Genomic DNA, 24,646 nt, shown 5'->3' with positions numbered 1-24,646 from the left:
GCACAGGCTGCGAGCTCCTCACCCTTGCTTTCTTGTCTCAGGATGCTTTTTAAGCTTGACTTAATCTTGACGACGACGCATCACAAAGAATGCCCCACCAGTCATCGTAAGAATTAATCCAAAGATCAAAACCATGTGTACGCTCGCGCCCGTGACGGCAAGAGTCTTCTTAGGCTTTTGCTTCTCCTTTACAGGCGCCGGCTGCTGAGTAGAAGGCGCAGCAGGCTTCTGTGGGGTGCTTGTCGACGTCGCAGAGCTGGAGCTTCCGCTATCCGACGGCACCAGGTGCGGGACCACAAATGGCACCAGGATCAATAACGACCACCACCACGGAATATTGGCGGTATTGCGCACCTTAACCAATGCCGGCTTATCAAAGGAATTAGCCGGAACAATAATTGTGGCAGAACCGTCACCATTGTCGCGGACAACAGCAGAGCCATCAGCGGAGGAATAACCAGGGGTAGACCACGTGGTCAACGCAGAATTATTTGGCATAATCTCCCGGATCTTGATCTCGGTGCCCGCTGGCAATGCTGGCAGCTGAGTGATCTTATCCTCAGATATCTTCAGAGTCTGTGTCTTGTTGTCTCCGCTTGCGTCCTTATAAGTGACCTCTACATCAAACTCCCGTGGATTCTGCCCTGTGGAACCCCACGCATCTGCAGACAAGCCTCCGATCACCTTGGTCAAGGAGACCTTGCCTAATTCCTTATAATCATTGATCAGTTTCGCGGAGACATTAGTTCCTTTGTCACCGACTTTAACGGTGGTTTTTGTGGTGGAACCAGCTGGGTTAAAGCGAGCGCTCTTCACATCAAGGTCTTTGGTGTTCTCTGTGAACGTGCACTCGGAGCCAGAACGTAGATCGCTGATCACTATCGGCGTCTTGGCGGTAACGGTTACTTTGCCGCCTCTCTTTCTAGTCCCCAACACACATACATAGTCCACTTCAAAAGGCTTTTCCAACAAAGCTGAGGAAGTGGAACCAGTGATCTCCTTAGAAAGGACAATATTTGCACGCCAGACGGAATACGTATTAGTTACCTTGACGTTCTTTTCATCGTTACCAACAATGATGGATTCATCCAGACCAGAAACCTTAAGATCGGCCCCTGGCACCTTGGCGTCCTGCTCTTTGATAGTGCAGATGGAACCCGCGGGAATATCCTTGACTGTTGCTTTCTCACCAGCGCCAATCGGTCCTACTGTGCCGCCAGTTTTAAAGTTAAGGTCTTTGTTCTCACACTCGTACTCAAAGGAGAACTTTTTACCAGCCGCAATGTTGCTCGGGTCTTGGAGCTCCTTAGTGATGCTGAAAGATCCCTTGCCTTGAGAATAAAGGTTGTTCACGAGTATCTCTTGGATCTGATCTGCAACGATAGTTACTGGACCAGAAACGTTAGCAACCAGGGAATAGCCTTTAACGGTGGCCTTCTCCGTGTCCTCAGTTACCGAGCAGGAATAGCCGGCAGGGATATTATCAATGACCTGCTCGCCTTCTCCTGTAATAGTGAAGTTCCCGGACTTAGTATCAGCACCTTCCTTGGTACAGGTGTAGGTGAAGGGGTACTGAATGTCCTTGTGATTGGTTGAAAGACCTTTAACTTTCTTGGTTACTTTGAAAGAACCAGTTTTTGGTTTTTCTTCTTTCTTTGTATAAGAGTTAGTGACCTCAATGATCGCGGCTTGCTCATTTTTTGCACTCGCCTCGACTTCTACCGATTCACTTTCTTGAGTCTTGCCATTCACTATCCACTTGGTTACGCGTCCATATCCTTCAACATCAGCGTTCTTCTCTTTCAGATTGCAAATAGTGCCTTTATCTTGATCCGAGACATGATGCGATTCACCAGATTTAAGCGAAGTGCTCCCCTTATTCGTCTCCTTATTAAGATCATTTTTATGGTGACAGGTCCACTCAAAGTCAAAGCTCTTCTCTAGCCCACGCTCAAGGCCAGTAGCCTGTTTCCGGAAAGCAAAGCCGCCAAGCTTACCTTCTGCCCAGCCCCCAGCAGAAGGAATAACAACGCTACCTTCAACGTCTTTTCCATTTATCGAAGCTTTGTTAGTAATACGGCTGCCCGGTATTGGCTTAACTTCAGTATGAGTTGTCAAAACAATACGAGGACCAGTCCGTGGATCAACTCCATAAGGGAAGTTAACTGTCAAAGATTTTTCCTGGCAGTCAATTTCAAAACCATGTGCACCTAGGGTGCGTACTGGTTCCCACTGCACTTTTTGAGCATGATTGCTAAGAGTAAGATTATGCTTACCCGTATGTTTTACACCCGTGCCAATTTGAATAACATTTGTAGGAGTAGTACCGCTTTCGGTAGTGGCCTCCAATATGATCGGAGACCAATTCCCCTCCGCAAATTTAGAATCGCATGAGAATTTATGACCTTCCGGGGGCGTATCCGTTACCGAAAAAGAAGAAGTGCCAGTATCGCTACCGACAAACACTGTCCAACCAAATAAGTGATGGGTTTTCCCATCTACGTCTTTAGGCCCAAAATACTCACCGCTCTTCCCGCTCTCGTGCCTAACCCCAGCAGGACCATCGGGAGTATAAACTCCATTCAAATTGCCTGATCCGCAACCATCAAACCGAAGTTTTCCAGGGTTTTTAACTGTACCGAAACCTTTTTCCGGAAGATTACTCTTGCTATCCCGATCCCACTCAACCGTAAAGTGGGCTTTACCTTTGACCTCGAATTTCTTATCGACGACTTCAGTCAAAGTAAACTCCACTTTTTTGGAATTACCAATGATGTTTGCCTCTGCAACTACAACTCCACTGTTATTTTTTAGCTGCAACAACCCCGTATTAACGGTAACTAGCTCTTCAGGCAATTGAATATAAAAGGTATCGCCCTTAGTGGCACTATTAGGAACTTCCCAATCAAATTCCACCTGCGCCTGCTCGGAACGCCCATTGTAAACCCCATCTTTTACGCCAGGGCTCCCATCCTTCCAGTGCAAATTGGAATAACTACCACCAGAACACTCGCTTCGCGCTTGCGCCACCGCCGGCTGAACAACCACGCACATGGCCGCTACCAAGGAAGTAACTACGGCAACGATAAAGGCCTTACATAACCTTGTTGCCCGACTACTCCCCATGCTTAACAATTGAGAGATATCCAAAACTCTGCTCCATTTCTATTTTTACCTCTTCAACAGAAAGGAAACTCAGGGTCTCTTAGGCATGCGAAAATAGGCGAAGCGAAGATGAGCGCTCCACCAAACCTAAAAGATTTCTAAATTTTTAAGAATTTCCTAACGTAAGTTAGCACATTTTCTATAAATATAGATTTGTCCACAAAATAGTTTTAAGTCACAATTGTAAGCATTTTCCAAAAGAAGTCACACCAAAAAACGCCCTCTTACCAGCATTTATCATTAAGTAATGCGGTCCCATTTCATTACAAAATGAGACCCGCATTACTTAATGTAGTGTTAAAAATTACAACATTATTGTTATCTATTTCGCTGGGTATTTCACAGGAAGATCCAGATTCATCTCCCCCGCAAGCTCGCGCAAAATTGTGGGATAGTCGGTGATAATCCCATCGATACCGGCTTCGATCTGGGATTTCATCGTAGCTTTATCGTTGACTGTCCAAGGAACAACCTTGAGCCCCAAGTCATGTGCTTTTTTCACATATTCAGGCGTGGTTACAGGCCTATAGTCTGAGTCGGCAACGGTCTTGCCATAAGGAACTGCGTAGCCAGGGCTGACGATGTCCGCACCAAGCTTCTTTACCGCTTCCAGAGCGTCACCGTTGACAGATTTGTAGTCGATGTCGCCGAGCCACGGGGAGCCCTCCAACCAGGTGGTTTCGTCGTAAAGCGCTACGGTGCGAATCTTGGGATTATGCTTCTTTGCCAGCGGCAGCGAGCGCCAATCAAAGCTTTGAAGCATTACTTTGTCCGTCACACCTGCGTTATCTGATGCGGTGAGGATGGCATCGACAAATTCCTGAGGCTCAGCCGATTTCTCCGGATGATCCGCCTCAATTTTAGTTTCGATGTTGTACATCACGTCTGCACCGCGCTCTTTGGTGAGCTGGAAAACTCTTTCCAAACGAATCATCTGGTTGTCTTTAGCAGGCTCCGCGTCGGGGAATTTCTCTAGCTTTTTATCGCAGCGCAGAGTACTCAGCTGCTCCCAGGTGAGATCGTGCAGCAGCTTCCCCACATAGGGGAACTGCGGATCGTTTGGCATAGCTGGCTCGGTATCGCGGCATTTCTCTTCTTGAACATCTGGATCATGCCAGACCACAGGAACGCCGTCTTTGGACATCACAATATCAAACTCCAAAGTACTCACCCCTAAGGAAAGCGCATGCTCAAAGGCGGCGAGAGACTCCTCCGTATGTTCCCCCCGTCCGCCTCGGTGCGCCTGCATATCCAGGTGCTTAACCACGGGATTGACCACCGCTGATTCCTTTGCCGTCATAGCAGAGCTACTCGATGCCTCTTTGCCAGACTCCTGCGACGTACCACATGCTGTAAGAATGAGAGCTCCTGAAAGCACGAGTGCGCTCACAGGTTTTGTGTATTTTCCAACCAAACGCATTGTTGTGATTCCTCCAAATAAATTAACGGCAGATAGACAGTGAAAAAGCGGGCCCTGGGGCCCGCTTTAGGGATTAAGCACGTGACTGTACTTTTTCATTGTGGCTACGCATAAGCTCGCGCTCATCACGACCCACCACAGCAAAGAGAATCACGGTAATCACTGAGAAGGCGATGAATACGATGAAGGTAACGTCCCAGCCATAATGCTGAACCAGGAAGCCCGCGCCACTTGACGCGAGGGTTGCGCCCAATAGGTATCCGAACAAACCGGTAAATCCTGCAGCAGTACCGGCAACATTGTGCGGGGAGAGGTCAATAGCTTGGAGACCAATCAGCATCACAGGACCGTAAATCAAACCACCGATAAGGCCAACCAGCAGAATGAGCATCCACATCGATGCGCCCACGGGTAGTTGCCAATAAATAAATATGCAGACGGCCGTGAGAATGGTAAACAGCATGCCTACGCCCGAGCGGTATCCCTTGAAAATCTTGTCAGACATCCAACCGCAGAGAATCGTCCCTAGGATGCCGGCGAGCTCAAAGGCCGCAAAGCCGGTAAGGCCTGCACCAATTTCCGCATGGTGCTTCTCATGTAGGAATACGGTGATCCAGTTAAGAACGCCATAGCGCAGGGCATAGACAAAGACATTTGCCACCGCAAGCATCACAATGGTGCGGTTGGTCAGCACGTGCTTGCGGATACGTTGGAATGTAGTCAGACCGTCCTGGAGATCAACCTCTACCTTCGCCGGATCATCGCGATATTCCTCAATAGGCGGCAAGCCCTGTGACTGCGGCGTGTCCCGGATCAAAGCAAAGCCGAGGGCTGCCACTAGCAGCGCGACCAATGCCGGGAACCAGAAAGCAATTTGCCAGGAGTTGCTTATGTGAGCCAGGCCAATACCTACCAGGAACGGCAATGCGGCACCACCAACGTTGTGCGCGGTATTCCACAAAGAGGTCTTCCAGCCACGCTCATTAGTGGAGTACCAATAAACCAGTACTCGTCCTGCCGGCGGCCAGCCCATACCTTGCACCCAGCCATTGATAAACATCACGATGGCAAATACCGCAACAGAAGCAGAGAGCCACGGAACAAAAGCAATGCCCAGGTTAACTACTGCCGAAAGGGCAAGACCCAAGGGCATAAAATACCGAGCATTGGATTGATCCGAGATCATCGCAGAGAAGAACTTGGACAGGCCGTAGGCAAAAAGAACGGCATTGGCAATAAGGCCAATGCCTACTTTGTCAATACCGGTATCGTCGATCAGCAGCGGAGCGATAAGCGAGATATTATTACGGATCAGGTAAAAACCAGCGTATCCGATGAAAATACCCATAAAAACCTGCAGGCGCAGGCGCGGGTAAAGACGCGCTACCTCCTCCTCACTGCGACGAGGTGCCGCAGGAGGCGCAGCTAACCATCCGAGGTTCATTTCTGTTCCTTTCATGCGAGGTTAGTAGCACATCGCAATGTTTGAGCTACTCGACGCCCGCCAGTACATGAGGGAATGCAAAGCATAGAATCACCACCTATAGTAAACTATCCACGGGGGGTGTTTTCCGATAAAACCCACAACATCAACAATTCCCGTGCTTAGTTAGTGAGATTTTCCCAGGCCTACAATCATTTCCTACTGCACCGTAGGTAACCGCCCTGAGAAATAATGTGAAAAATTTCTCATCCGCACTGAAGCACCAAATGACACGCAAGGGCCGTAAAGAAGCAGTTAGTTCTGCTCTTTACGGCCCTTGTTTTTATGGCGGTTTAGTGCCCGCGCTCTTGCTCGATTGGTTGTCCCTCGTTGAAATAGGGGACGAGCTTATTATCAAACATGCTCAGAGCGGCACCAATAGCCATGTGCATATCCAGGTATTGGTAGGTTCCCAAGCGCCCACCAAAAAGAACCTTGTTCTCCCGCGCTTCTGCCGCAGCTAGTTTGCGATATGCCTCAAGTTTCTCCCGATCTTCAGGGGTGTTAATCGGGTAATAAGGCTCATCGCCTTCCTCTGCAAAGCGAGAGAATTCCTTCATAATCACGGTTTTGTCTGAAGGATACTGCCCCGCGCGCTCGGGATGGAAGTGACGGAACTCGTGGATGCGGGTGTAAGGGAACTCAGCATCGTTGTAGTTCATCACCGGCGTGCCCTGGAAGTCACCAGTCTCTAGGACTTCGGTCTCAAAGTCCAGGGTGCGCCAGCCCAGATCGCCTTCTGCAAAGTCAAAGTAGCGATCCAGTGGTCCTGTGTATACAACGGGTGCATCAGGGTTTGCAGCACGAATCTCATCGCGCACCTCAAACCAGTCTGTATCCAGAAGAATCTCGATATTTTCACTGTCAGCCATCCGCTCAAGCCATGCTGCATAGCCATCGACGGGAAGGCCCTCATAATCATCATTGAAATAGCGATTATCAAAGGTGTAGCGGACAGGTAGGCGCGTGATGTTCCCGGCAGGAAGTTCCTTGGGGTCTGTCTGCCACTGCTTAGCCGTGTAATCGCGGATAAACGCCTCGTAGAGCGGGCGCCCGATGAGGGAAATTGCCTTTTCTTCCAGGTTTGCTGCTTTAGCGGAATCAATCTCAGAAGCCTGTTCCGCGATCAGCGCGCGGGCCTCATCTGGCGAGTAATACTTGCCAAAGAACTGGTTAATCAGGCCCAAACCCATGGGGAATTGGTACGCAGTGCCATTGTGCATGGCAAACACGCGATGCTGGTAGTTGGTGAAATCCGTGAATTGATTGACGTACTCCCACACGCGCTTGTTAGACGTGTGGAAGAGGTGTGCACCATACTTGTGGATCTCTATGCCAGTCTCAGGTTCAGCTTCAGAATAGGCGTTTCCGCCCATGTGACTGCGGCGTTCAACAATGAGCACCTTTTTGTTGAGCTGGCTAGCGGCGCGCTCTGCAATGGTGAGTCCAAAGAGACCTGAGCCTACGACAATGAGATCAAATTCCTTCATGGTGAAAAAGCCTATCGGAGTTTTACGCATTATGAACATCCGGGATGCATCTTTAAGCTCACATGAACCTTATGGCAGTTAACTTTGTATATAAATCCCCAGCTTAAGAGGATGCTCTGGGGAGAACCCGCTTCCGCCGTGGGATCACGGCCGGCGCGCTGTCCATAAAAGTCACATCTACAGTGGCCTCATAGAGATTTTCTATGGTTTCCCGAGTAAGCACTTCTACCGGGGTTCCATGCGCAACTACGCGCCCCCGATCAAGCAGCATCACCTCATCGCTATATTCTGCGGCCAGTGTCAGGTCATGCATAGCCGCAATAACGGTGAGTCCTCGCGCGGCGCGGAGTGCGTCGACAAGCTCAAGTACTTCCTGTGCCCGCCCGATGTCCAAGGCCGAGGTGGGCTCGTCGAGAAGCAAAACAGCAGGCTCTTGCACTAAAGCGCGCGCTAGGGCTACTCGCTGCAGCTCTCCCCCTGATAACTCAGTTATGGATGAGGCAACAAAACTCTGCAGATCGAGGTCGCAAATAGCGCGCTCTATCAGGTCATTGTTGGTAGAGCGATGGGGATAGCGTCCAAGCTTGATGTAGTCGATCACCCGCATCCCCTCCGGAAGCGTCGGGTGCTGTGGCATAAGCGCCACCGTGCGCGCCCATTCTTTCCGCTTCCGCATGCGCGCGGACGCACCGTCCACATACACTTCGCCCGATGCTTGCCGACGCACCCCCGCGATCACGCTGAGCAACGTAGATTTTCCGCACCCATTAGGCCCAATTAGAGATAGCCACTGTCCCTTGGAACAGCACATACTCACGTATTCCAAGGCCATAAGACGCGTACTGGCATAAGAAAAGCAGAGGCTACGTACGTCGAGCATGCTACGACCTTCCCCGACGATGACGATGCAGAACAAAAAGAAAGAAAGGAGAACCGACAAAAGCCGTGACCACTCCCACCGGCAATTCAGCCGGTGCTAGGGCGGTCCTTCCTACGGTGTCTGCGATAAGGAGGAAAATGCCTCCCCAGATCACAGTAAGCGGCATCAGGTATCGATGAGCCGGACCAGCCACAAGACGAACCGCATGCGGGACGATAATCCCGACAAAGCCGATAAGCCCAGATACTGAGACCACCACGGAAGTTCCTAGCGTGGCTACCCCTACCAGCATTAATCGTGCGCGTTGCGGATGTACGCCCAATGCGGCGGCTTCCTCATCACCTAGCGTGATCACGTCTAACAGGCGAGCACTCAGACAGAGCAGCACAACGCACAACGTCACGGGTAGTATCACCAAGCCCACCGTTGACCAGCCTGCAGTATTCAGGCTTCCCAGCATCCACGCATAGATACGCTGAATGGTGTCTATATTGCGCTGTTGCACAAAGGTCTGCGCTGCAGAAGCACACGCGGCAACCGCCACACCTGCAAGAACCACGGTCGTAGCATCTGACCGTGACTGGCCGCCCGCCATGCCAGCACATACACATGTCACAGCAACCGCAGCAACGCCGCCTACAAAAGCCGCGCCGACGATTCCCGCGCCACCGAGGCCCAAGCCCATGGTGGCCCCAAAGATCACCGCTAACGTGACTCCAAGACCCGCGCCAGCGCTTACGCCCAACAGATAGGGATCCGCTAAGGGATTATGAAACACCGCTTGATAGGTGGCACCTGCTGTAGCAAGCACGGCTCCCACAATCACGGCCAGCATAACCCTTGGCAATCGAACATTGAGCACTATCGCATGGTGGCGCTCGCTCAACGCCTGCCCGCCAAGAAACTCTCGGATCACATCCCCAGGGCCAATGCCGACCGCCCCCACCAGGGTCGCTGCAATGATCACGCAACCCAACGCGATCACGCTGAACACTATGATCACTGGACATAGCGTTCTAGGGTTTCTAAGGGTTTGTTCTCGCATGGATTAAGCCGCAGACTACTTAGGCTAGCGGGCCACCGACGCTGCAGAGCCCTGAGCAGTCGCATCATGAGGAAGGGCCGCTAGTTGTTCTGCGACCTGTTTTATCAGCAACGGCAGCCGAGTACCCCAACGCGCAGCCAAATCCTGATCAAGCTGCACTATCGCGCCTGTTCTTACTGCGTTGATGGTGTTCCAGCCCGGCCGAGCGGCCAGATCTTGCGGGGTGATCTTTTCCGATCCATGGTTAGCCTGGAATATGACGTCCGGGTTGGCGTCAATAACAGCCTCGTTTGTTAGCTGCGGGTAGTCTTTTGCGCCCGAGGCAATAGACCTCATGCCAAAGAGTGCATAGACCTGACCAATAAATGAGCTATCGGCAGCCGCATAAAGCTTGCTACTAATCTCATGGTAATAAGACAGGTGAGCGTCCTTGATGGATTCTGGCACCGTTTTCACGGCCGATTCAATGTCAGACTGCATCTCCGAAACCCGCAGGGTAGCGTCTGCAATATGACCAGTGGCCGCCCCCAACCTTTCAATCTGCGAGTACACATCGTCGAGTTTCTTTGCCGCCGGCAACACCAGCACGGGAATCTTTGCTGTATGTAGTCCGGCCACAAAGGTGTCATCTTCCCGCGAGACCACCACAAGATCTGGGTCATGAGCCACCACTGCCTCAAGGTTTGGCTTAAACCCTGATAATCCATCGACTATGGGTGTTCCTGCTGGATAATTGGAGTGTTTGTCTACCGCCACCACGTGCTCTCCTGCACCGATGGCATAGAGAACTTCAGTGGCTGTGGGCGATAAGCTCACAATCCTTTCGGGTTTTTGTTCCAGGGTGATGCTCTCACCCTCACCGGAAACACCTGACTTCACGGTGACAGGAAAGTTCTGCGTTGTGTCCGCATTTTTTGCGCTGTTCGATGCGGTTTCGCCTTCACCAGAGCTGCAACCAACCAGAACGGCTGCAGCGATAGCAATGCCACAGAGGGCACTTCCTACGGCGCGAGCTAAAGATTTCTTGCGGGACATCATTATGGTGCGTGCTGCCTTCTTTTCTTTAGGATGCGTGATTCCGCACCCGAGGGACTTTCTTTTTAAAAGGTAGGGACGTGATTACCGTGCCATATCCGACAGACATCTCGTGAGCAATGTGCTGGGGTTCACTATTCGGATCAAACACGTAAAGAAATCCATTTTTACCCGCTATTAGCTGCTGTTTTAGCGTTGTTCTTCAGGAGTCATTTTTAAGTTCCCGTGAAGTTTTCCACAATAAAACCTTATGGATACGCCGTCCACGATCTGCCCTCTTCCCCACCATCCGTGCAGCCACAGTGTTACCCAGGCTCCCCCCTTTTTCCACAATTCCCTATAAAAATTCCGCCACACCTATCACAAGTGTTTCAACTTTCACATAAGTGCACTAGAGTGAACAGGGATTTTGCATTTTCTCAACAGTTTTCAGCAGTTATCAACATTCCCAGCCGCACCTTATTAAGGGAGTTCACTACCGTGCAGCAACGACGTCGCCTAGTCCCCACACCGACTCGGCCAGTCACTGCCATCGTCTCTGCAGTGGCACTTTTAGCCTCCGCAGTCGTTGGCATTGGCGCCAACCAGATCTTGCATACCGATAACACCGGTATCGACCCCATCGAAGCCAGCGTGAGCACAGACAGCCTCGCATCTGGCCAAAGCATCACCATTGATGATGCAGCCATCTCCGCCCAAGGCAAGATGGGTTCTCGCACCGTCAAGCAATTCCACCGTGACCAGCCATTCTCGCAGTTCGCGATCACCTGGAACGGTGAGAAGGACATCGCAGCCTTTGTCCGAGCGCAGCGTGCCGACGGAACCTGGTCTGAATGGTATGACACCGAGCCACTAGATTACGGCGCAGGCGATACGGAAAAGCGCGGCACTGACGTGATCTACATCGAGCCGACCAACACAATTCAAGTGTCTATGTCTGGCGTGGACATCACCGGCGGCGCTCCAGCAACTCCGCCGAATGCCGAAGCCGCACCTCAGCCAGCTGCCGGGCAACCAGCAGCCGACGCCTCTCCGGCTGCTCCCGCTGAAGATCCAGCAGTGCATGGTATGGCCCCTTTGCCATCCAATTTTGGCGATATCAAGCCTGTGGCAGAAGCTACAAATATCACTGCCACCAACAATGTCTCAGATTTCGATGTGGTCTTCATTGAAGGTGGAGAATCTCAGCTCCCGGAAAACGGTATCCAGATGACCGCTGATTCCGATGGGATGCCCCGGGTTATCTCTCGCAAAGGGTGGGGCGCTAACGAGTCCATCCGATGCCAACAGCCAAGTTACTTTGATGGCGTGAAGGGCATTACCATTCACCACACCGCAGGCTCAAACAATTACTCAGAGGCACAGGCACCTGGAATCGTCCGAGGCATCTACCAGTACCACGCTCAGACTCTGGGCTGGTGCGACGTGGGATACCAGTCACTAGCAGATAAATATGGCAACCTCTACGAGGGCCGCTACGGTGGACTTAATCGCAATGTATGGGGTGCCCACGCTGGCGGATTCAATGAAAATACCTGGGCCATCTCCATGTTGGGTAACTACGACACCGCCCCCACTACTCCGGCAATGATCAAATCTGTCGGCGAGCTCGCAGGGTGGCGCTCAGCCGTAGCCGGTATTGATCCCACAGGTTCTGGTACTCATTACTCCGAGGGAACCAGCTATACCCCTTATCCCAAGGGCCAAGCAGTTAATCTGCCTAATATCTTCGCCCACCGCGACGTTGGCAATACTGCATGCCCTGGCAAACACGCCTATGCCCAAATGGGCAACATCAGAACAACGGCTAAGCAAAAATACAATTCGATCAAAAACGGCACCGCTCCCTCCGGCGGTATACAGAACACTCCGCCGCGCGGAGACGCACCAGCCCCACAGCATCCTGCGCCTGCACCTGCACAGCCAAACGCGCAAATAGCAAATATCGCCGAGCTCATTACTAAGTTCGCTGAGACCCCCATGCCCAAGGATCTTAATTCCGCAGTGGCCGCAGGCGGATCCTTGCTGCTCCTCGCCGCGGCTATCGCCTCCACGCAGGGACTCATCCCTGGCAACCTAGGTGCCATCGGCAATGTGCAGGTGATTAATGGGTTAAAGCTATCTCAAATCCCACCGATCATCACTCGTATGGTGGATCTAATCAGCAATCCGAACATCACCCGCGCATGGAATGACGTTAAAACTATCTTTGGCCCAGTCCTGGGTAACCCCCGTTCCGGCGTAGCCACCTATGCTTCCAAGACCGGTGAAGAAGTGGAATATGCACTCTTTGACCACGGCATCATTGTCTCCACTCCATCTACCGGTGCGAATGCACTGTGGGGAGCAATCGGCGATGCTTGGGCACAACAGGGATTCGACGCCGGCCCGCTGGGGCTTCCCACCGGCACCCAGTACCGTTCCGGTGAGGAATACCGCGTAGATTTCCAGCACGGTTACATCACCTTTAACCCAGCTACCGGAGCAATAGATATACACACAAATTAATGCTCCAGGTGCGGCTTAAAGAAAATGCTTAACCGCGAGAACAGGCTTTAAACAGCTTGTTCTCGCGGTTTTCTTTTTAGAACCAACGCTTGAGTACCTTCGCCACACCAGCATCATTGTTGCTGGTGGTTATCTCATCCGCGACATGCTTAAGGGCCTCGTGAGCGTTGCCCATAGCCACGCCGTGTCCCGCCCACTGCAACATTTCTACGTCATTAGGCATATCGCCAAAGGCTATTGCGTCGGAAGGCTCCACCCCCAGCAGCTCAGCCAGATCTTGCAATCCAGATGCTTTGTTCACGCCTGGAGCGGAAACTTCTAGGAGTCCGTGATCAATGGAGAAAGTTACATGCGCCAGATCTTTGGGGATAACTGGTGCAGCTAGTGCATACATCTCATTGGCAGAGAGGGCGTCATTACGCAGAAGAAGCTTCATAGCAGGGCGTGATAGGAGTTCGTCCTCTGTCTCCATCCCATGCTCATCGCTTTCCCAGGCGTGCACATAACCAGGTGTCACCGCGAAAAGTTCTCCGGGGTGATCAAAGGCGGAAGCCCCGGAGCGCTCGACAGCAATCCCACAGTCAAGATTTTCCCTCACAGCGCTGACCACAGTGCGCAAAATTTCAGGGCTGAGCGTATGTGCACGCAGAACACGGTCACTTTCCGAGTCATAAAGAACAGCACCATTGGCGCACACACAGATAGGGCAGATACTTAACTGATCCAGCACATGATAAATCCACCGTGGAGGCCGGCCAGTGGCCAGAGCAAAAAAGACGCCTTGGGCCCCGGCGCGCTCAACTACCTCGCGTAACTCCGGTGACACCCGCTCTCGAGAATCGAGGAACGTTCCGTCTACGTCGCTCACGATGAGCTTGGGTTCCCACGTCACAATACGATCCTCCGGCTCCAAGGGAATGCGAATACATTACTAACCATTGTTCCGTCCTAACGTGACAAATGTCTAGGGTTTAATCAGCCACGGGGGCAGCGCCATACATAATGCCCAGGTGGGTAGTGGGAATAAGCTACCAACCTGGGCATCAAAGGCTAAAAGACTCTTATTTCTGTTTCTTAGCTTTCTTCTCCGCGCGAATACGCCGCTGTTCTGCATCAATACGTGCGGCTTCTTCCACGGTAGGCGCAGAACCTCCCAGCGAGGCAGGCCGCCACGGCTCGCCGCCAGCAAAGGGACCGTAGGCCTTTTCATACTCCGCACGTGCTCCGTCGAGAAGCTCTATCATTGCCTCGCGGAGGCGCTGAGTGGCTTCTTCCACGGTACCTTCGAGAGACACCGGCGGCCCGATCCAAATCCACACGGGTATGTGGCTACGCCCGATGTCACGCTTCAGCCCTTTAGTCCACACGCGTTGGCTACCCCAGACCGCGACGGGAATGAGAGGAGCGTTCGCTTGCTGAGCAATGCGCACAGCACCGCTCTTGAGCTCTTTGATCTCAAGGCTTCGGGAAATTGTTCCCTCTGGGAAAATCCCCACGAGCTGCCCTTGTTGGAGATGCTTAATCGCCGCATCAAGAGCCCCCGCACCAGCAGCCCGATTAACCGGGATGTGCTTCATAAGCCGCACAAGCTTGCCCACTACAGGTACATCGAAGATTTCCTTCTTAGCCATGAATCGGGTCAATCGCCCACCGCGAAGGTTGGCCGCAGCGCCGCTAAAAATGAAGTCGTAATAGCCTGTGTGATTAATCGCTAGCAGCGCCGAACCCTGAGCAGGAACATTTTCCGATCCCTCTACCGTGAGCTCTATAGCCTGAGCACGGAGAAGACCTTTTACAAGCCTTGCTACGATCCGGCCATAAAACCACTCTCGGCTTTCTGGATGCCTTGGGACCTTTTGCAAGCCCTTTGGCACCCAGCAAATGCCCCGCTTTTCCCATCCAGTGTTCATGGTTACCCAAATACCTCTTATTTAATTGGCTCCAAAACATCCTTACCCACGAATGGGCGCAGAGCTTCAGGAACGATGACTGATCCATCTGCTTGCTGGTTGTTCTCAAGGATGGCAACCAACCAACGAGTAGTAGCAAGAGTTCCGTTGAGGGTAGCGCAGGTCTGAGCCTTGCCGGTCTCATCGCGATAGCGAGTCTGAAGACGACGCGCCTGGAATGTGGTGCAGTTTGAGGTGGATGTCAGCTCGCGGTAGGTGTTCTGAGTGGGAACCCATGCTTCTGTATCAAATTTACGAGCCGCAGAGGATCCTAGGTCGCCGCCGGCAACGTCGATAACGCGGTAAGGAACCTCCACTGCGGCAAGCATGTCGCGTTCCATCTTCAGAAGCGCCTGGTGCTGCTCGACGGCATCCTCTGGCTTACAGAAAACGAACATCTCAAGCTTGTCAAACTGATGAACGCGCAGGATACCACGAGTGTCTTTGCCATAAGAGCCGGCTTCACGGCGGAAGCAGGAGGACCAACCAGCGTACTTAATCGGTCCCTTATTAAGGTCGATAATCTCATCCTTGTGGTAACCAGCCAAGGCGACCTCGGAGGTGCCTACTAGATAAAGGTCATCGCGCTCAAGGTAGTAGATCTCATCGGAGTGTGCCCCCAAGAAACCAGTTCCCTGCATAATCTCAGGGCGCACCAATACTGGCGGAATCATCAGCTGGAAACCGTTCTCGCGCGCCTTCTGAGCGGCGAGGTTGAGCATTCCCAACTGCAAGAATGCGCCGTCGCCAGTGAGGTAGTAGAAACGTGCTCCGCCTACCTTGGTACCGCGCTTGGTATCGATCAACCCCAGGGACTCGCCAAGCTCAAGGTGGTCCTTGGGCTCAAAGTCAAAGGTGCGCGGCTCACCAACGTGCTCCAAAACAATGAAGTCATCTTCTCCACCAGCAGGAGCATCGGTGACCACATTGCTAAAGAGCATTTGGAGCTCATCTACCTTTGCTTCCGCGGCAGACTGAGCCTCCTCAGCTTCTTTAACCTTTGCCTTCAACTCATTTGAGCCTTCGAGCAAGGCAGTGCGCTCTTCCGGAGCGGCCTGGCCAATCTTCTTGCCAAAGGCTTTGTGCTCGGAACGCAGCTCGTCTGCAACCTGGATTGCCGCACGTCGTGCCTCATCGGCGGCCAGTAGTTTATCTACCAATTCAGGGTCTTCGCCACGAATACGCTGGGATTCGCGGACAATATCGGGATTCTCGCGGAGGAATTTCAGATCAATCACACATCCGACCTTACCGCCTTCCATTAACTAGTAGGTCACAACATGACCAAAATCATGGCTGGTTATGACCAGCGCGGCTACACTGATACCTATGGTCGACACTCGATTGGGGTTGCCCGCCAGAACCCTAACTGACGGAACCAGCACGCCAAAGCATCAACAGCTCAGGGAAATACTAGAAGAACTCTGCCGTACCGAGCTCAAACCTGGTGATATGCTGCCCGGTGAGCGCGTTCTAGAAGAGGCCTATGGCGTAAGCCGAATTACCGTAAGACGCGCTATCGGCGATCTTGTAGCCACCGGACAACTCCGCCGCAGCCGAGGTAAAGGCACTTTTGTGGCGCAATCTCCGATGGTCACCCGCCTACAACTCGCTTCTTTTACAGATGAGATGTCTGCGCGCCGTATCGAGCCCTCCAGTAAAATTTTGTCCTCCGCATGGTCATCCCCCCATTCCGTGGTTCAAGAGTTCTTCCGCACAGACGCTGCCACACCACATACCCACCTCGTGCGTCTCCGCCTAGGAGACGGCAAACCTTTTTGCCTCAACGACGCATGGTACAACTCAACTTTTGCCCCTGATCTACTAGAAAACGACGTATACAAGTCCGTTTATCAAATTTTGAAAAATTCCTACAACATTTTCATCACCGGGGCAGAACAAATCACCACAGCGGTGGCCGCAACGGCAGAAACCGCCCGGATTCTGGACGTTGAAGTGGGAGAACCCCTCCTCAAGGTGGAGCGCCATGCCAGTGCAGGCAACCACCCTATAGAGTGGTGTTCTTCTCTTTATCGCACAGATAGATTTGCGTTGCGGACCTTTATTTCCAAGTAAGTAAGTAGACTGAGGGCACTATGACTCAATCTTGGCGCAGTGCTACAGCAGTTCGTATCCTGCTTGTCGGAGCTTTAGTCTCCACAGCAGGGGTCGGCGCGTACTCTTTTTCTTCCCAGAGTGAGGGTTCGTCCAAGCAGTCTCAGTCACGTCCTTCCTCAGACAGCAAAGCGTCTGCCGCGTCCTTTACCACCGCCGATTCCGGGTCATGCCTCACGTGGAAAGACGATCAGGGGAAAATCACCAATTTTGAGCAAGCCGACTGCGCAGGCGAGCACCGCTTCGAGGTTTCTTCCCGCGAAGACCTAAGGGCTTACCCCGCATCCGAGTTTGGCAGTGAGGCCCCAATGCCAGATCTCACCCGTCAAGCACAGCTACGCGAGGAGCTGTGCCTTAACCCTACGATTCAGTATATGAAAGGCACCTTTGATCAGATGGGAAAGTATTCGGTCGCCTCGATTCTTCCCCCACAAGATGCCTGGTCAAAGGGTGATCGCACCCTACTCTGTGGTGTCCAAGCCACCGATGATAAAGGCACTCTCATCCCAACTTCCGGACGCGCCGCCGAGCAAGACCAGTCCCGCATCTTCCGTCCCGAAGAGTGCGTGCTTGTCGACGCCGCCAGCGCCACCCGAGTCGTCGACTGCGCTGCCGATCACCAGATGGAAATCACCGCCATCGTAGATTTGCAGCCAGTCTTCCCAGAGGGAACGCCTTCCCTTGAACAACAGGACACGCACCTCCGACAGGTATGCACCCAAGCGGCCCAGGACTATTTGGGAGGCGACGACCCTCTGTATTTCTCCACTCTCCAACCGTTCTGGACCACCCTCCCCGAAAACTCGTGGGCTGGCGGCTCACGCAGTGTCAATTGCGCGCTGGTCTTTGGCCAAGATCGTAAATTTGCCACACTCGCTGGCGGCGCCAGAACCGGCTTCACTATCAACGGCCAACCCCCGGCTTCGCGTCCGGTGCGAGCACCTATTGTGAACCCCGAAGCTCTCATAGGCCCTCACCCAGAACCAGCACGCCCATGATTCAGATCAGCGATGAACATTTTGAAAAACTCGTAGACCAAGCCTTATCCGCTATCCCGGAGTCCATCACCGAGCACATCACCAACCTTGCCATCCTCATCGAGGATTATGCCGAGGACTCCCCTTATATCCTCGGTCTTTACCATGGTGTAGCGCTCACCGAACGCAGCTTTGATCACGCCGGGTTCCTCCCCGACACGATCACTATCTATAAAGAAGCCCTGAAAAAATATTGTTCTTCCGAGGAAGAACTCGTAGAGCAGGTTCGCATCACCGTAATGCACGAGATCGGCCACTATTTTGGCCTCGAGGAAGAGGACCTGCATCGGCTGGGATACGCCTAGCCTAATTTGGCCAACCGAGCCCACCCAACCTGCATTTCCATAGACATAGACAGCTTTGGAGGCTTTTTTTGGGGCCTAATGTCTATGGAAATGCAGGGTCACTTTGCTTCTCTTTGTTTCATGGCCGATCTAAGCGTGTGCTGCCCCACATCTCGCAATGCCACTGACCGAATTCTCCGCAGGGTTCAATGATCATAAGAGAGGTATTTCCCACATAAATATTCCGAGCCACATTTTCGGGCACGTCGGAGGAATATCGCGTGGCAATGCGGATCGCAGCCCCATGACTCACCGCGAGATAATCTTTTCCAGTCTCCCGGCATAGCGTTGCAAGGTCTTCCAGGGGTTTCCGCATCCGTATAACCACTTCATTCGCGGTCTCCCCTTCCGGCATTGCTGCATAAAGGTCCCCGCTCATCCAGGCGTCGAGAGCACGGATATATGCCTCATGAGATTCAGGAGCCGAGCTCCCCTCGAGAGCCCCGGAAAAGACTTCTCTCAGGTTAGGGTCCACGTCAATGGGATAGGTATCCGCCGGGAGACCCAAGGTTTCTTCATAAGCCTTTACCGCAGCAACGGCTGTCTGCTGGGTCCGGATTGCCACTGAAGCCACCACCCCTCCAAGGTTATGGGTGATATTGGCTAGATGCACACCTGCTTCCGTAGCTTGAAGACGCCCCAGAACAGTAAGTTCTGCCCCCGGCGGTCGCGTATCAAATACTCGGGCAGCGTTAGCAAAGGTACGCGCATGGCGCATTAAAATGATTCGGCCCACGGTTTCCATCCTCTACAAACGTCCTTCTCTGATGCTTTTTACCCATTGGGCAGCACGATCTATAAGTTCCGTGTCCGCGGTCAGGGCGGCTTCCCGCGGGTTAGCCTGATGCGCTGGCCAGGAGCCTAAGAATTGGAGCACGGAGCAACGCGGATAAAGGGCACGCAGCGCTTCTGCCACGGGGCGTCGTCGATATGCCCATTCACGTCCACATGGAAGCGGTAATAACCAAGACCGCTTTCAATGGGACGGGATTCAATGCGCGATAGATCGACTCCGCGCAGGGAAAATTCAGAAAGTGCCGCGACCAAGCTTCCAGGCTCGTTTTTCAGAATAAACATGATTGCTGTGCGGTCTGTCCCAGTGCGAGGAGTGGATCGCGCAGGTTGACCAATCAGGACAAAGCGAGTGCGAGCCCCCGGCACATCAGCCACGTTGTCGCTGATCACGGAAAGCCCATAGACCTCGGCGGCGCGTAACGGCGCGGCTGCAAGGTCTGCTTTTCCTTCAGATACCAGCTGTGCAGCAGCAGCGTTGGAGGAGGCCGCTATAAATTCTGCTTGGGGGGCATGCTGCGCAAGCCAACTTTTTACTTGCTGATAAGCCACGGGATGTGTGGCTATGATCTTTGCCGCGGAGGCCTCCGCGCCGGGGAGGCTCATGATGGCAAAGGCGATGGGAAGGTCGACTTCCTCAAAGATTTGCACGTCGTCAGCTACTGCCAGCGCATCAAAGGTAGGTGTTACGGCACCATCGACGGAGTTTTCTATGGCTACGCAGGCATATGTGGCTTCACCGGCGCGAACCGCGTCCACAGCCTCACGTGGGGTACGCATGGGAATCGCCCGAACATCCACAAACTCCTGCCGCTCTGCAAACTTCCATAATGCAGCCTCGGTGAATGTGCCCTCAGGGCCCAAATAGGCGATCTTCATGAGGGCTAGTTTATCTGCCTAGTAGTGTGTTCGTCATGGCAATTCATGAGCGAATCGACGCACTCGCAACGCAGGTCGCCGGCTTATCCGCGCAAGAGCATGGCTTCGCTCATTTCGATGCTGATGCGGCGCATGATCAAGCAGATATGCAGGCAGACTCACCACCGCAGCGGCTCTCCGGGTGGATCATCCCAGCCAAGGATCTCTCCGATGTGGCAGGTATGCCTACCAGCTATGGTTCAGTCCACCGCCGGGTTATGGCGGCGGAAACCGACTCGTTTATAGCCAAATATATGGCGCAGGGCGCGATAGTTCCTGGTAAATCCCTGGTTCCAGAGCTGGGCCTTAGCGCCTACACAGAGCCAGTAGGTTTAGCAGCCCCGACCTATGATGGGCATACGCCTGGCGGTTCTTCAGGAGGCGCCGCGGTTATGGTCGCTCGCGGATTGGTGCGGGCCGCCCATGCTTCTGATGGCGGCGGTTCTATCCGCATCCCAGCAGCTTGTACTGGGATCGTGGGCTTTAAACCACCGCATGATGCCTCGCTAGCTAATCCGGTCACTCAAGGATTCCTCACCCGCACGCTTGCCGACGCCGCCTATCTCCACAACATCCGCCCGCTATCGCGCCCGCTGCGCATTGGTGTGCTCACACAACCCGTCCATGCAGAGGTAGACGTGGCCCCCCACATCCTTAGCGCGGTAGAGGAAGCCGCCGCGAGACTTTCCGCGGCCGGCCACGCGGTCAGCAGAGTGACCAGGCCTTATGGTGATGAGCCGTTTAAGGCTTTTCATGACATTCTGGCGCTAAAATCCACAAAGATTCATGGGCCTGCTTCTCCTCTCGTGGAGTGGTTACGCGACTGTGGCCGCCTTGTGTCCCAAAAGCGGAAAGCAGAGGCCGTACGGATTTTCGTGGGCGTGGATAAGCTCCTGCGCGACGCCTGGGATATCGACGTACTGCTCACCCCTACCCTGGCATTCGACCCGCCGCCCGTGGGATATTTCTCCGCTATGCCGCCCGAAGAGGATTTTGCGGCCCAGACCCGTTGGACCCCGTGGGGAACCATGTTCAACATGTCTGGAGGCGCCGCGTTATCGGTGCCTTACCGCGGGGTAGGGATTCAACTCGGGGCGATCCGAGCCACTGTTCCTGAGCTCTTTGGCGTGGCGGAGGCATTATGAGGCATCGTATTCATGGAGAAATCTGGCTGGTCCTTGCCATCACATTCGGCATGTCCGGGTTACGTTCGCTTTTAAGGCTTATCGACGCCACCCTCTCCCCCGTAGCCCTCAACGAGCAGAGCACCACTCTTAATTCTTCCCAGGCAGATTCCCCCTGGCTCGACCTTGCACTACAGCTGTGCGGGGCGGGAACTCTCATCGCGTGGGGACTACTCTCCTTATTCCTCCTTGTAGTCAACGCCCCCGAGCACCGCATACCTGGACCGCTGCTTCGACTCACGTCTGCAAAGACATGGCTGACAGAGATCGGCTGGGGCGCCCTACTCGCGCTTGCTATTGGAGTTCCCGGTCTTGCCTTCTACGTCACAGCAGTGCATCTAGGGCTGTCAAAACAGGTTATCCCGAGCTCGCTCGAAACATGGTGGACGATTCCCATTTTGCTGCTTTATTCTTTTGCCAATGCCTTTGCAGAGGAAATCGTGGTGGTCGGATGGCTTAGTACACGGTTACGGCAGCTTGGCAAGTCCACCGGATTCATCCTCCTAGCGTGCTCGTTGCTGCGCGGCTCTTATCATCTTTACCAGGGATTTTCCGCAGGAATTGGCAATATGATTATGGGCCTCCTCTTTACCTGGTTCTATCTCAAATGGCGCCCACAGCATATTTGGCCACTCATCGTAGGGCATTTCCTTATCGACGCCGTCGCTTTTGTTGGCTACTCCCTCATCGGTGGAAATCTGCAGTTCTTGGGACTTTAAAAGTGCCATGAGTTAGCCGCAATCGGTCTTGGCTTACTACTCTTATTCTCATGAACCCACAGGAGCCACAGGCAGGATACGGATCGCGTGATGAGTTCATGCGTGATTCTCAAGGGAATCCCCTGCTCGATCGCTACGGACGACCCGTGCGCCGTCGAGGAAAGAGCGCGCCACAACGGCGGCCGCGTCGGAACGCTCAGGCTCCCCAACCGGAGGTGACGCGTTTTGACTCCCCCGCGCAGCCGCAACGCCCCCAACAATATTTCCCTTCGGCGCAGGAGCAACAGCAGCTACGGCAACAGCAGCCGCCACAGAGTTACGTTGATCCCCGTGGGTACCAACAATCTGCAAGCTTTCAACCTAACCGAAGCTTTGAGCGCCACCAGGCCGCTATTCAACAGCCCAGTGCGCCCCGACGCCGTCGGAGGATCCTACGCCCCCGCGGCTGCCTATCCAGCATCGCGTGGCTAGTTGTCACCGTCTTAGTCCTCAGCATCGCTGGCACGCTCTGGATGGACACCAAACTCAACCGAACCAACGCCCGTCCTACCAACCGCATTGCTAGTACCGCCGGCACAAACTGGCTGCTTGTCGGTTCGGACTCCCGATCAGGACTCAGCGAAGCCGATGCCCAGCGACTAGGGACGGGCGGCGATCTCGGTTCCATGAGAACCGATACCATCATGCTGCTCCACATCCCCACTAGCGGCAAAGCAACCCTGCTGTCACTCCCTCGCGACTCTTACGTCAGCATCCCCGGATACGGTATGGATAAGATCAATGCAGCCTTCACCTATGGTGGCGCACCGCTACTTACCCAAACTGTAGAAGGAGCCACCGGCTTGCGCGTGGACCATTACGCGGAAATCGGCATGGGCGGGCTAGCCAACGTTGTCGACGCAGTTGGCGGCATCGAAGTATGCCCAGCAGAACCCATCAATGATCCACTGGCAGCGCTTTCCATCAACGCCGGCTGCCAAAAAGTCAACGGCCCAACGGCGCTCGGATACGTCCGTACACGAGCCACCCCCCTAGGCGACCTCGATCGCGTGCAACGCCAACGAGAGTTCTTCGCCGCGCTGGTAAATAAGCTTACCTCCACCAGTACCTTTGCCAACCCATTCCGATTCTTCCCCACCGTAAGCAGCGTGGCTGGAAGCTTCACTGTAGGAAACAAAGATCACGTCTGGCATCTCCTCCGCGTGGCTTTAGCAATGCGCGAAGGAGTGGATACGGTTACCGTCCCATACTCGGGTTTTGCCAACTACGACGTAGGAAATGTGGTCCTCTGGGACAAAACCGCCGCTGAACAATTATTCGCTTCCTTGCGGTAATTATCATCGCAGGAGTAATGCCGTTGCGGTTCAATCAGCCGCAACGGCATTACTCATCTTAGGGTGCCTCTAATCCAGATTTTAGAGAGGATTTAATGAGGCAAGAATGGCAACAGAATATGCACCAAACCAGCAAGTAGACCCACACCGCCCAGAGACACAATCACTTTCAGCCAGGAAGGCCAGGTGATGGGAGACCAGGAGATTTGTGGAGTCTTAGGCGCCTTAGGCGTCTCAGCGGACTCGACCTTTTTCTCATCCTTAGCCTCGGGGGCCTTATTCTCGTGCTCTGCCTTAGGCTTCTCTGGCTCTGCCTTTGGCTTTTCCGCGTCTGCCTTCGGTTTTTCAGAAGCTGGCTTTTCTGCCTCTTCCTTGTGCTTCTCTGGTTTTTCCTGAGGCTTCGGAGCTAACGTATCGGAACCACCATGCTTCTTAAGCAGCATTTCCTTGTTTTCCTGAGCCGTCTTGAGGATGTCATCTTTTTTAATATTTTCAGGATCGCTGAGCTTAGAAACAGTTAGTTGATCTTCTGCTTCGCCCATGTGGTGCGCCGACTTAATCCTTTCAATAAAACGTTCTTGGACATTCCAGTCGAGGATGGAATACGCATCAAACTCGTATGTTTCTTCTCCCTCCTTCAGCTTTTTGATTACGCGCTCCAAGCCGTCTAGGCCATTTGTTGCAATCTTGTCCGTGTTACTGATCTTGCCCTTATCCGGATCCGTTGAATCAGTGCCCAAGGCTAACTTCAGGTACTTATCCTTCATCTCCTTAAGAACCGGAAGTGCCTTTTCTGATTCCTCAAGGTCAATGCCCACGCGTCCCAAGTCCAAGGCTCTAGCGTCTGCGTCCCCTTCGACTTTAAGTATCGCTAGCGCAACCCTCGCCTTTGCCATATAACAGGCATTCTCAGACTCCTCGTGAGCCCTTCGCATTTCATCGGTAGCGTTTCTATAGTCCTCGAATTTTTGCTCGCCCGACGCCGCATGGTACAGGTGGCGAACTTTTGCCACGGAAACCAGAGAATTTAATTCAGCAAGATGCTGGTCACCATCCTCGGCTTTCTTAATTATGTAATTCCCCGGCATCGCATCGTGCGTCTGTGCACTAGCCACTGCAGTAACTAATGGTGACGTGACAACCAAAGAAGAAGTAGTAAACACAGAAGCCGTGGCCAAAGCGCTGATGGTGAGAGAAAGTATGCGATTATTTTTCATGATGTGTGTCC

General features: G+C 53.2%; 19 protein-coding genes and 1 pseudogene. 7 read left to right on the top strand and 13 right to left on the bottom strand.

Annotated elements, in window-relative coordinates; genetic code table 11:
- Window positions 1–60: 60 nt before the first annotated feature.
- From CpATCC19410_RS03275 to CpATCC19410_RS03245, 7 genes are all read right to left on the bottom strand, one after another.
- Window positions 61–3,126 carry a DUF5979 domain-containing protein gene (locus CpATCC19410_RS03275; protein WP_014522776.1) on the bottom strand — a complete coding sequence of 1,022 codons (3,066 nt, stop codon included), beginning with the start codon at window positions 3,124–3,126 and terminating at the stop codon, window positions 61–63.
- Between the two features lie 361 nt (window positions 3,127–3,487).
- A complete protein-coding gene (locus CpATCC19410_RS03270) occupies window positions 3,488–4,585 on the bottom strand; it encodes a glycerophosphodiester phosphodiesterase (RefSeq protein ID WP_013242822.1) in 1,098 nt (365 codons plus the stop codon).
- Window positions 4,586–4,658: 73 nt separating this feature from the next.
- A complete protein-coding gene (locus tag CpATCC19410_RS03265; protein WP_014301010.1) occupies window positions 4,659–6,029 on the bottom strand; it encodes an MFS transporter in 1,371 nt (456 codons plus the stop codon).
- Window positions 6,030–6,361: 332 nt separating this feature from the next.
- Window positions 6,362–7,558 carry a UDP-galactopyranose mutase gene (glf, locus tag CpATCC19410_RS03260; RefSeq protein WP_014401446.1) on the bottom strand — a complete coding sequence of 399 codons (1,197 nt, stop codon included), beginning with the start codon at window positions 7,556–7,558 and terminating at the stop codon, window positions 6,362–6,364.
- 103 nt (window positions 7,559–7,661) lie between these two features.
- Window positions 7,662–8,438, bottom strand: a complete 777-nt coding sequence (locus tag CpATCC19410_RS03255; RefSeq protein WP_013242825.1) for an ABC transporter ATP-binding protein — start codon at window positions 8,436–8,438, stop codon at window positions 7,662–7,664.
- 1 nt (window position 8,439) lies between these two features.
- Window positions 8,440–9,483 (bottom strand): FecCD family ABC transporter permease, encoded by a 1,044-nt coding sequence (locus CpATCC19410_RS03250; RefSeq protein WP_014401447.1) that lies wholly within the window; start codon window positions 9,481–9,483, stop codon window positions 8,440–8,442.
- Between the two features lie 24 nt (window positions 9,484–9,507).
- The gene (locus tag CpATCC19410_RS03245) at window positions 9,508–10,521 is read right to left on the bottom strand and encodes an ABC transporter substrate-binding protein (RefSeq protein WP_013242827.1); all 1,014 of its coding nucleotides are present in this window, start codon (window positions 10,519–10,521) and stop codon (window positions 9,508–9,510) included.
- 477 nt (window positions 10,522–10,998) lie between these two features.
- On the opposite strand from CpATCC19410_RS03245, the gene CpATCC19410_RS03240 reads away from it, so the two are divergent.
- Window positions 10,999–13,026 (top strand): N-acetylmuramoyl-L-alanine amidase, encoded by a 2,028-nt coding sequence (locus CpATCC19410_RS03240; RefSeq protein WP_014522487.1) that lies wholly within the window; start codon window positions 10,999–11,001, stop codon window positions 13,024–13,026.
- A 76-nt stretch (window positions 13,027–13,102) separates the two neighbouring features.
- Here the strand turns inward: CpATCC19410_RS03240 and CpATCC19410_RS03235 are convergent, their stop codons facing one another.
- The 3 genes from CpATCC19410_RS03235 to serS all read right to left on the bottom strand — a co-directional run bounded on the left by CpATCC19410_RS03235 (window position 13,103) and on the right by serS (window position 16,213).
- Complete coding sequence (locus CpATCC19410_RS03235) at window positions 13,103–13,939, bottom strand: Cof-type HAD-IIB family hydrolase (RefSeq protein ID WP_014401449.1); 837 nt, start codon at window positions 13,937–13,939, stop codon at window positions 13,103–13,105.
- Between the two features lie 148 nt (window positions 13,940–14,087).
- The gene (locus tag CpATCC19410_RS03230) at window positions 14,088–14,936 is read right to left on the bottom strand and encodes a lysophospholipid acyltransferase family protein (protein ID WP_013242831.1); all 849 of its coding nucleotides are present in this window, start codon (window positions 14,934–14,936) and stop codon (window positions 14,088–14,090) included.
- A gap of 17 nt (window positions 14,937–14,953) precedes the next feature.
- Window positions 14,954–16,213 carry a serine--tRNA ligase gene (serS, locus tag CpATCC19410_RS03225; RefSeq protein WP_014522488.1) on the bottom strand — a complete coding sequence of 420 codons (1,260 nt, stop codon included), beginning with the start codon at window positions 16,211–16,213 and terminating at the stop codon, window positions 14,954–14,956.
- Window positions 16,214–16,277: 64 nt separating this feature from the next.
- Here serS and CpATCC19410_RS03220 point away from each other — a divergent pair, with 64 nt between their 5' ends.
- From CpATCC19410_RS03220 to CpATCC19410_RS03210, 3 genes are read left to right on the top strand one after another with little or no spacing between them, the layout of a single operon-like run.
- The gene (locus tag CpATCC19410_RS03220; protein ID WP_013242833.1) at window positions 16,278–17,051 is read left to right on the top strand and encodes a GntR family transcriptional regulator; all 774 of its coding nucleotides are present in this window, start codon (window positions 16,278–16,280) and stop codon (window positions 17,049–17,051) included.
- Window positions 17,052–17,071: 20 nt separating this feature from the next.
- On the top strand, window positions 17,072–18,088 hold the full coding sequence (locus CpATCC19410_RS03215; protein WP_013242834.1) for a septum formation family protein: 1,017 nt from the start codon (window positions 17,072–17,074) through the stop codon (window positions 18,086–18,088).
- Window positions 18,085–18,432 (top strand): metallopeptidase family protein, encoded by a 348-nt coding sequence (locus CpATCC19410_RS03210; protein WP_013242835.1) that lies wholly within the window; start codon window positions 18,085–18,087, stop codon window positions 18,430–18,432. The genes CpATCC19410_RS03215 and CpATCC19410_RS03210 overlap by 4 nt, the downstream gene beginning before the upstream one ends.
- A 118-nt stretch (window positions 18,433–18,550) precedes the next feature.
- Here CpATCC19410_RS03210 and CpATCC19410_RS03205 read toward each other — a convergent pair whose 3' ends face one another.
- Window positions 18,551–19,216 carry a histidine phosphatase family protein gene (locus CpATCC19410_RS03205; RefSeq protein WP_013242836.1) on the bottom strand — a complete coding sequence of 222 codons (666 nt, stop codon included), beginning with the start codon at window positions 19,214–19,216 and terminating at the stop codon, window positions 18,551–18,553.
- A 3-nt stretch (window positions 19,217–19,219) separates the two neighbouring features.
- Window positions 19,220–20,142 (bottom strand): annotated as a pseudogene (gene pheA, locus CpATCC19410_RS03200) (prephenate dehydratase).
- Between the two features lie 35 nt (window positions 20,143–20,177).
- Between pheA and CpATCC19410_RS03195 the strand changes: the two are divergent.
- The 3 genes from CpATCC19410_RS03195 to CpATCC19410_RS03185 are packed head-to-tail and all read left to right on the top strand — an operon-like array spanning window position 20,178 to window position 23,418.
- Window positions 20,178–21,326: an amidase gene (locus CpATCC19410_RS03195; RefSeq protein WP_013242838.1), complete on the top strand. Its 1,149-nt coding sequence runs from the start codon at window positions 20,178–20,180 to the stop codon at window positions 21,324–21,326.
- Window positions 21,323–22,084, top strand: a complete 762-nt coding sequence (locus CpATCC19410_RS03190) for a CPBP family intramembrane glutamic endopeptidase (protein ID WP_041481579.1) — start codon at window positions 21,323–21,325, stop codon at window positions 22,082–22,084. The genes CpATCC19410_RS03195 and CpATCC19410_RS03190 overlap by 4 nt, the downstream gene beginning before the upstream one ends.
- Before the next feature lie 50 nt (window positions 22,085–22,134).
- Complete coding sequence (locus tag CpATCC19410_RS03185; RefSeq protein WP_014401453.1) at window positions 22,135–23,418, top strand: LCP family protein; 1,284 nt, start codon at window positions 22,135–22,137, stop codon at window positions 23,416–23,418.
- Window positions 23,419–23,510: 92 nt separating this feature from the next.
- Here the strand turns inward: CpATCC19410_RS03185 and CpATCC19410_RS03180 are convergent, their stop codons facing one another.
- Complete coding sequence (locus tag CpATCC19410_RS03180; RefSeq protein ID WP_013242841.1) at window positions 23,511–24,635, bottom strand: membrane protein; 1,125 nt, start codon at window positions 24,633–24,635, stop codon at window positions 23,511–23,513.
- Between the last annotated feature and the right edge of the window lie 11 nt (window positions 24,636–24,646).

Origin of the sequence: Corynebacterium pseudotuberculosis, from assembly GCF_002155265.1 — a bacterium.
Lineage (GTDB): Bacteria > Actinomycetota > Actinomycetes > Mycobacteriales > Mycobacteriaceae > Corynebacterium > Corynebacterium pseudotuberculosis.
The sequence above is the reverse complement of the archived record's forward strand: the minus strand, read 5'-3'. Positions and strand labels throughout refer to the sequence as shown.

Excerpts from the sequence above, each read along its gene's own strand:
- CpATCC19410_RS03255 (WP_013242825.1), bottom strand. The coding sequence starts at position 8,438 with ATGCTCGACGTACGTAGCCTCTGCTTTTCTTATGCCAGTACGCGTCTT.
- CpATCC19410_RS03180 (WP_013242841.1), bottom strand. The coding sequence starts at position 24,635 with ATGAAAAATAATCGCATACTTTCTCTCACCATCAGCGCTTTGGCCACG.
- CpATCC19410_RS03210 (WP_013242835.1), top strand. The coding sequence starts at position 18,085 with ATGATTCAGATCAGCGATGAACATTTTGAAAAACTCGTAGACCAAGCC.
- CpATCC19410_RS03195 (WP_013242838.1), top strand. The coding sequence starts at position 20,178 with ATGGCAATTCATGAGCGAATCGACGCACTCGCAACGCAGGTCGCCGGC.
- CpATCC19410_RS03190 (WP_041481579.1), top strand. The coding sequence starts at position 21,323 with ATGAGGCATCGTATTCATGGAGAAATCTGGCTGGTCCTTGCCATCACA.
- CpATCC19410_RS03275 (WP_014522776.1), bottom strand. The coding sequence starts at position 3,126 with ATGGGGAGTAGTCGGGCAACAAGGTTATGTAAGGCCTTTATCGTTGCC.
- CpATCC19410_RS03185 (WP_014401453.1), top strand. The coding sequence starts at position 22,135 with ATGAACCCACAGGAGCCACAGGCAGGATACGGATCGCGTGATGAGTTC.
- CpATCC19410_RS03245 (WP_013242827.1), bottom strand. The coding sequence starts at position 10,521 with ATGATGTCCCGCAAGAAATCTTTAGCTCGCGCCGTAGGAAGTGCCCTC.
- CpATCC19410_RS03205 (WP_013242836.1), bottom strand. The coding sequence starts at position 19,216 with ATGGAAACCGTGGGCCGAATCATTTTAATGCGCCATGCGCGTACCTTT.
- CpATCC19410_RS03230 (WP_013242831.1), bottom strand. The coding sequence starts at position 14,936 with ATGAACACTGGATGGGAAAAGCGGGGCATTTGCTGGGTGCCAAAGGGC.
- CpATCC19410_RS03270 (WP_013242822.1), bottom strand. The coding sequence starts at position 4,585 with ATGCGTTTGGTTGGAAAATACACAAAACCTGTGAGCGCACTCGTGCTT.
- CpATCC19410_RS03250 (WP_014401447.1), bottom strand. The coding sequence starts at position 9,483 with ATGCGAGAACAAACCCTTAGAAACCCTAGAACGCTATGTCCAGTGATC.
- CpATCC19410_RS03215 (WP_013242834.1), top strand. The coding sequence starts at position 17,072 with ATGACTCAATCTTGGCGCAGTGCTACAGCAGTTCGTATCCTGCTTGTC.
- CpATCC19410_RS03265 (WP_014301010.1), bottom strand. The coding sequence starts at position 6,029 with ATGAACCTCGGATGGTTAGCTGCGCCTCCTGCGGCACCTCGTCGCAGT.
- CpATCC19410_RS03220 (WP_013242833.1), top strand. The coding sequence starts at position 16,278 with ATGACCAGCGCGGCTACACTGATACCTATGGTCGACACTCGATTGGGG.
- glf (WP_014401446.1), bottom strand. The coding sequence starts at position 7,558 with ATGAAGGAATTTGATCTCATTGTCGTAGGCTCAGGTCTCTTTGGACTC.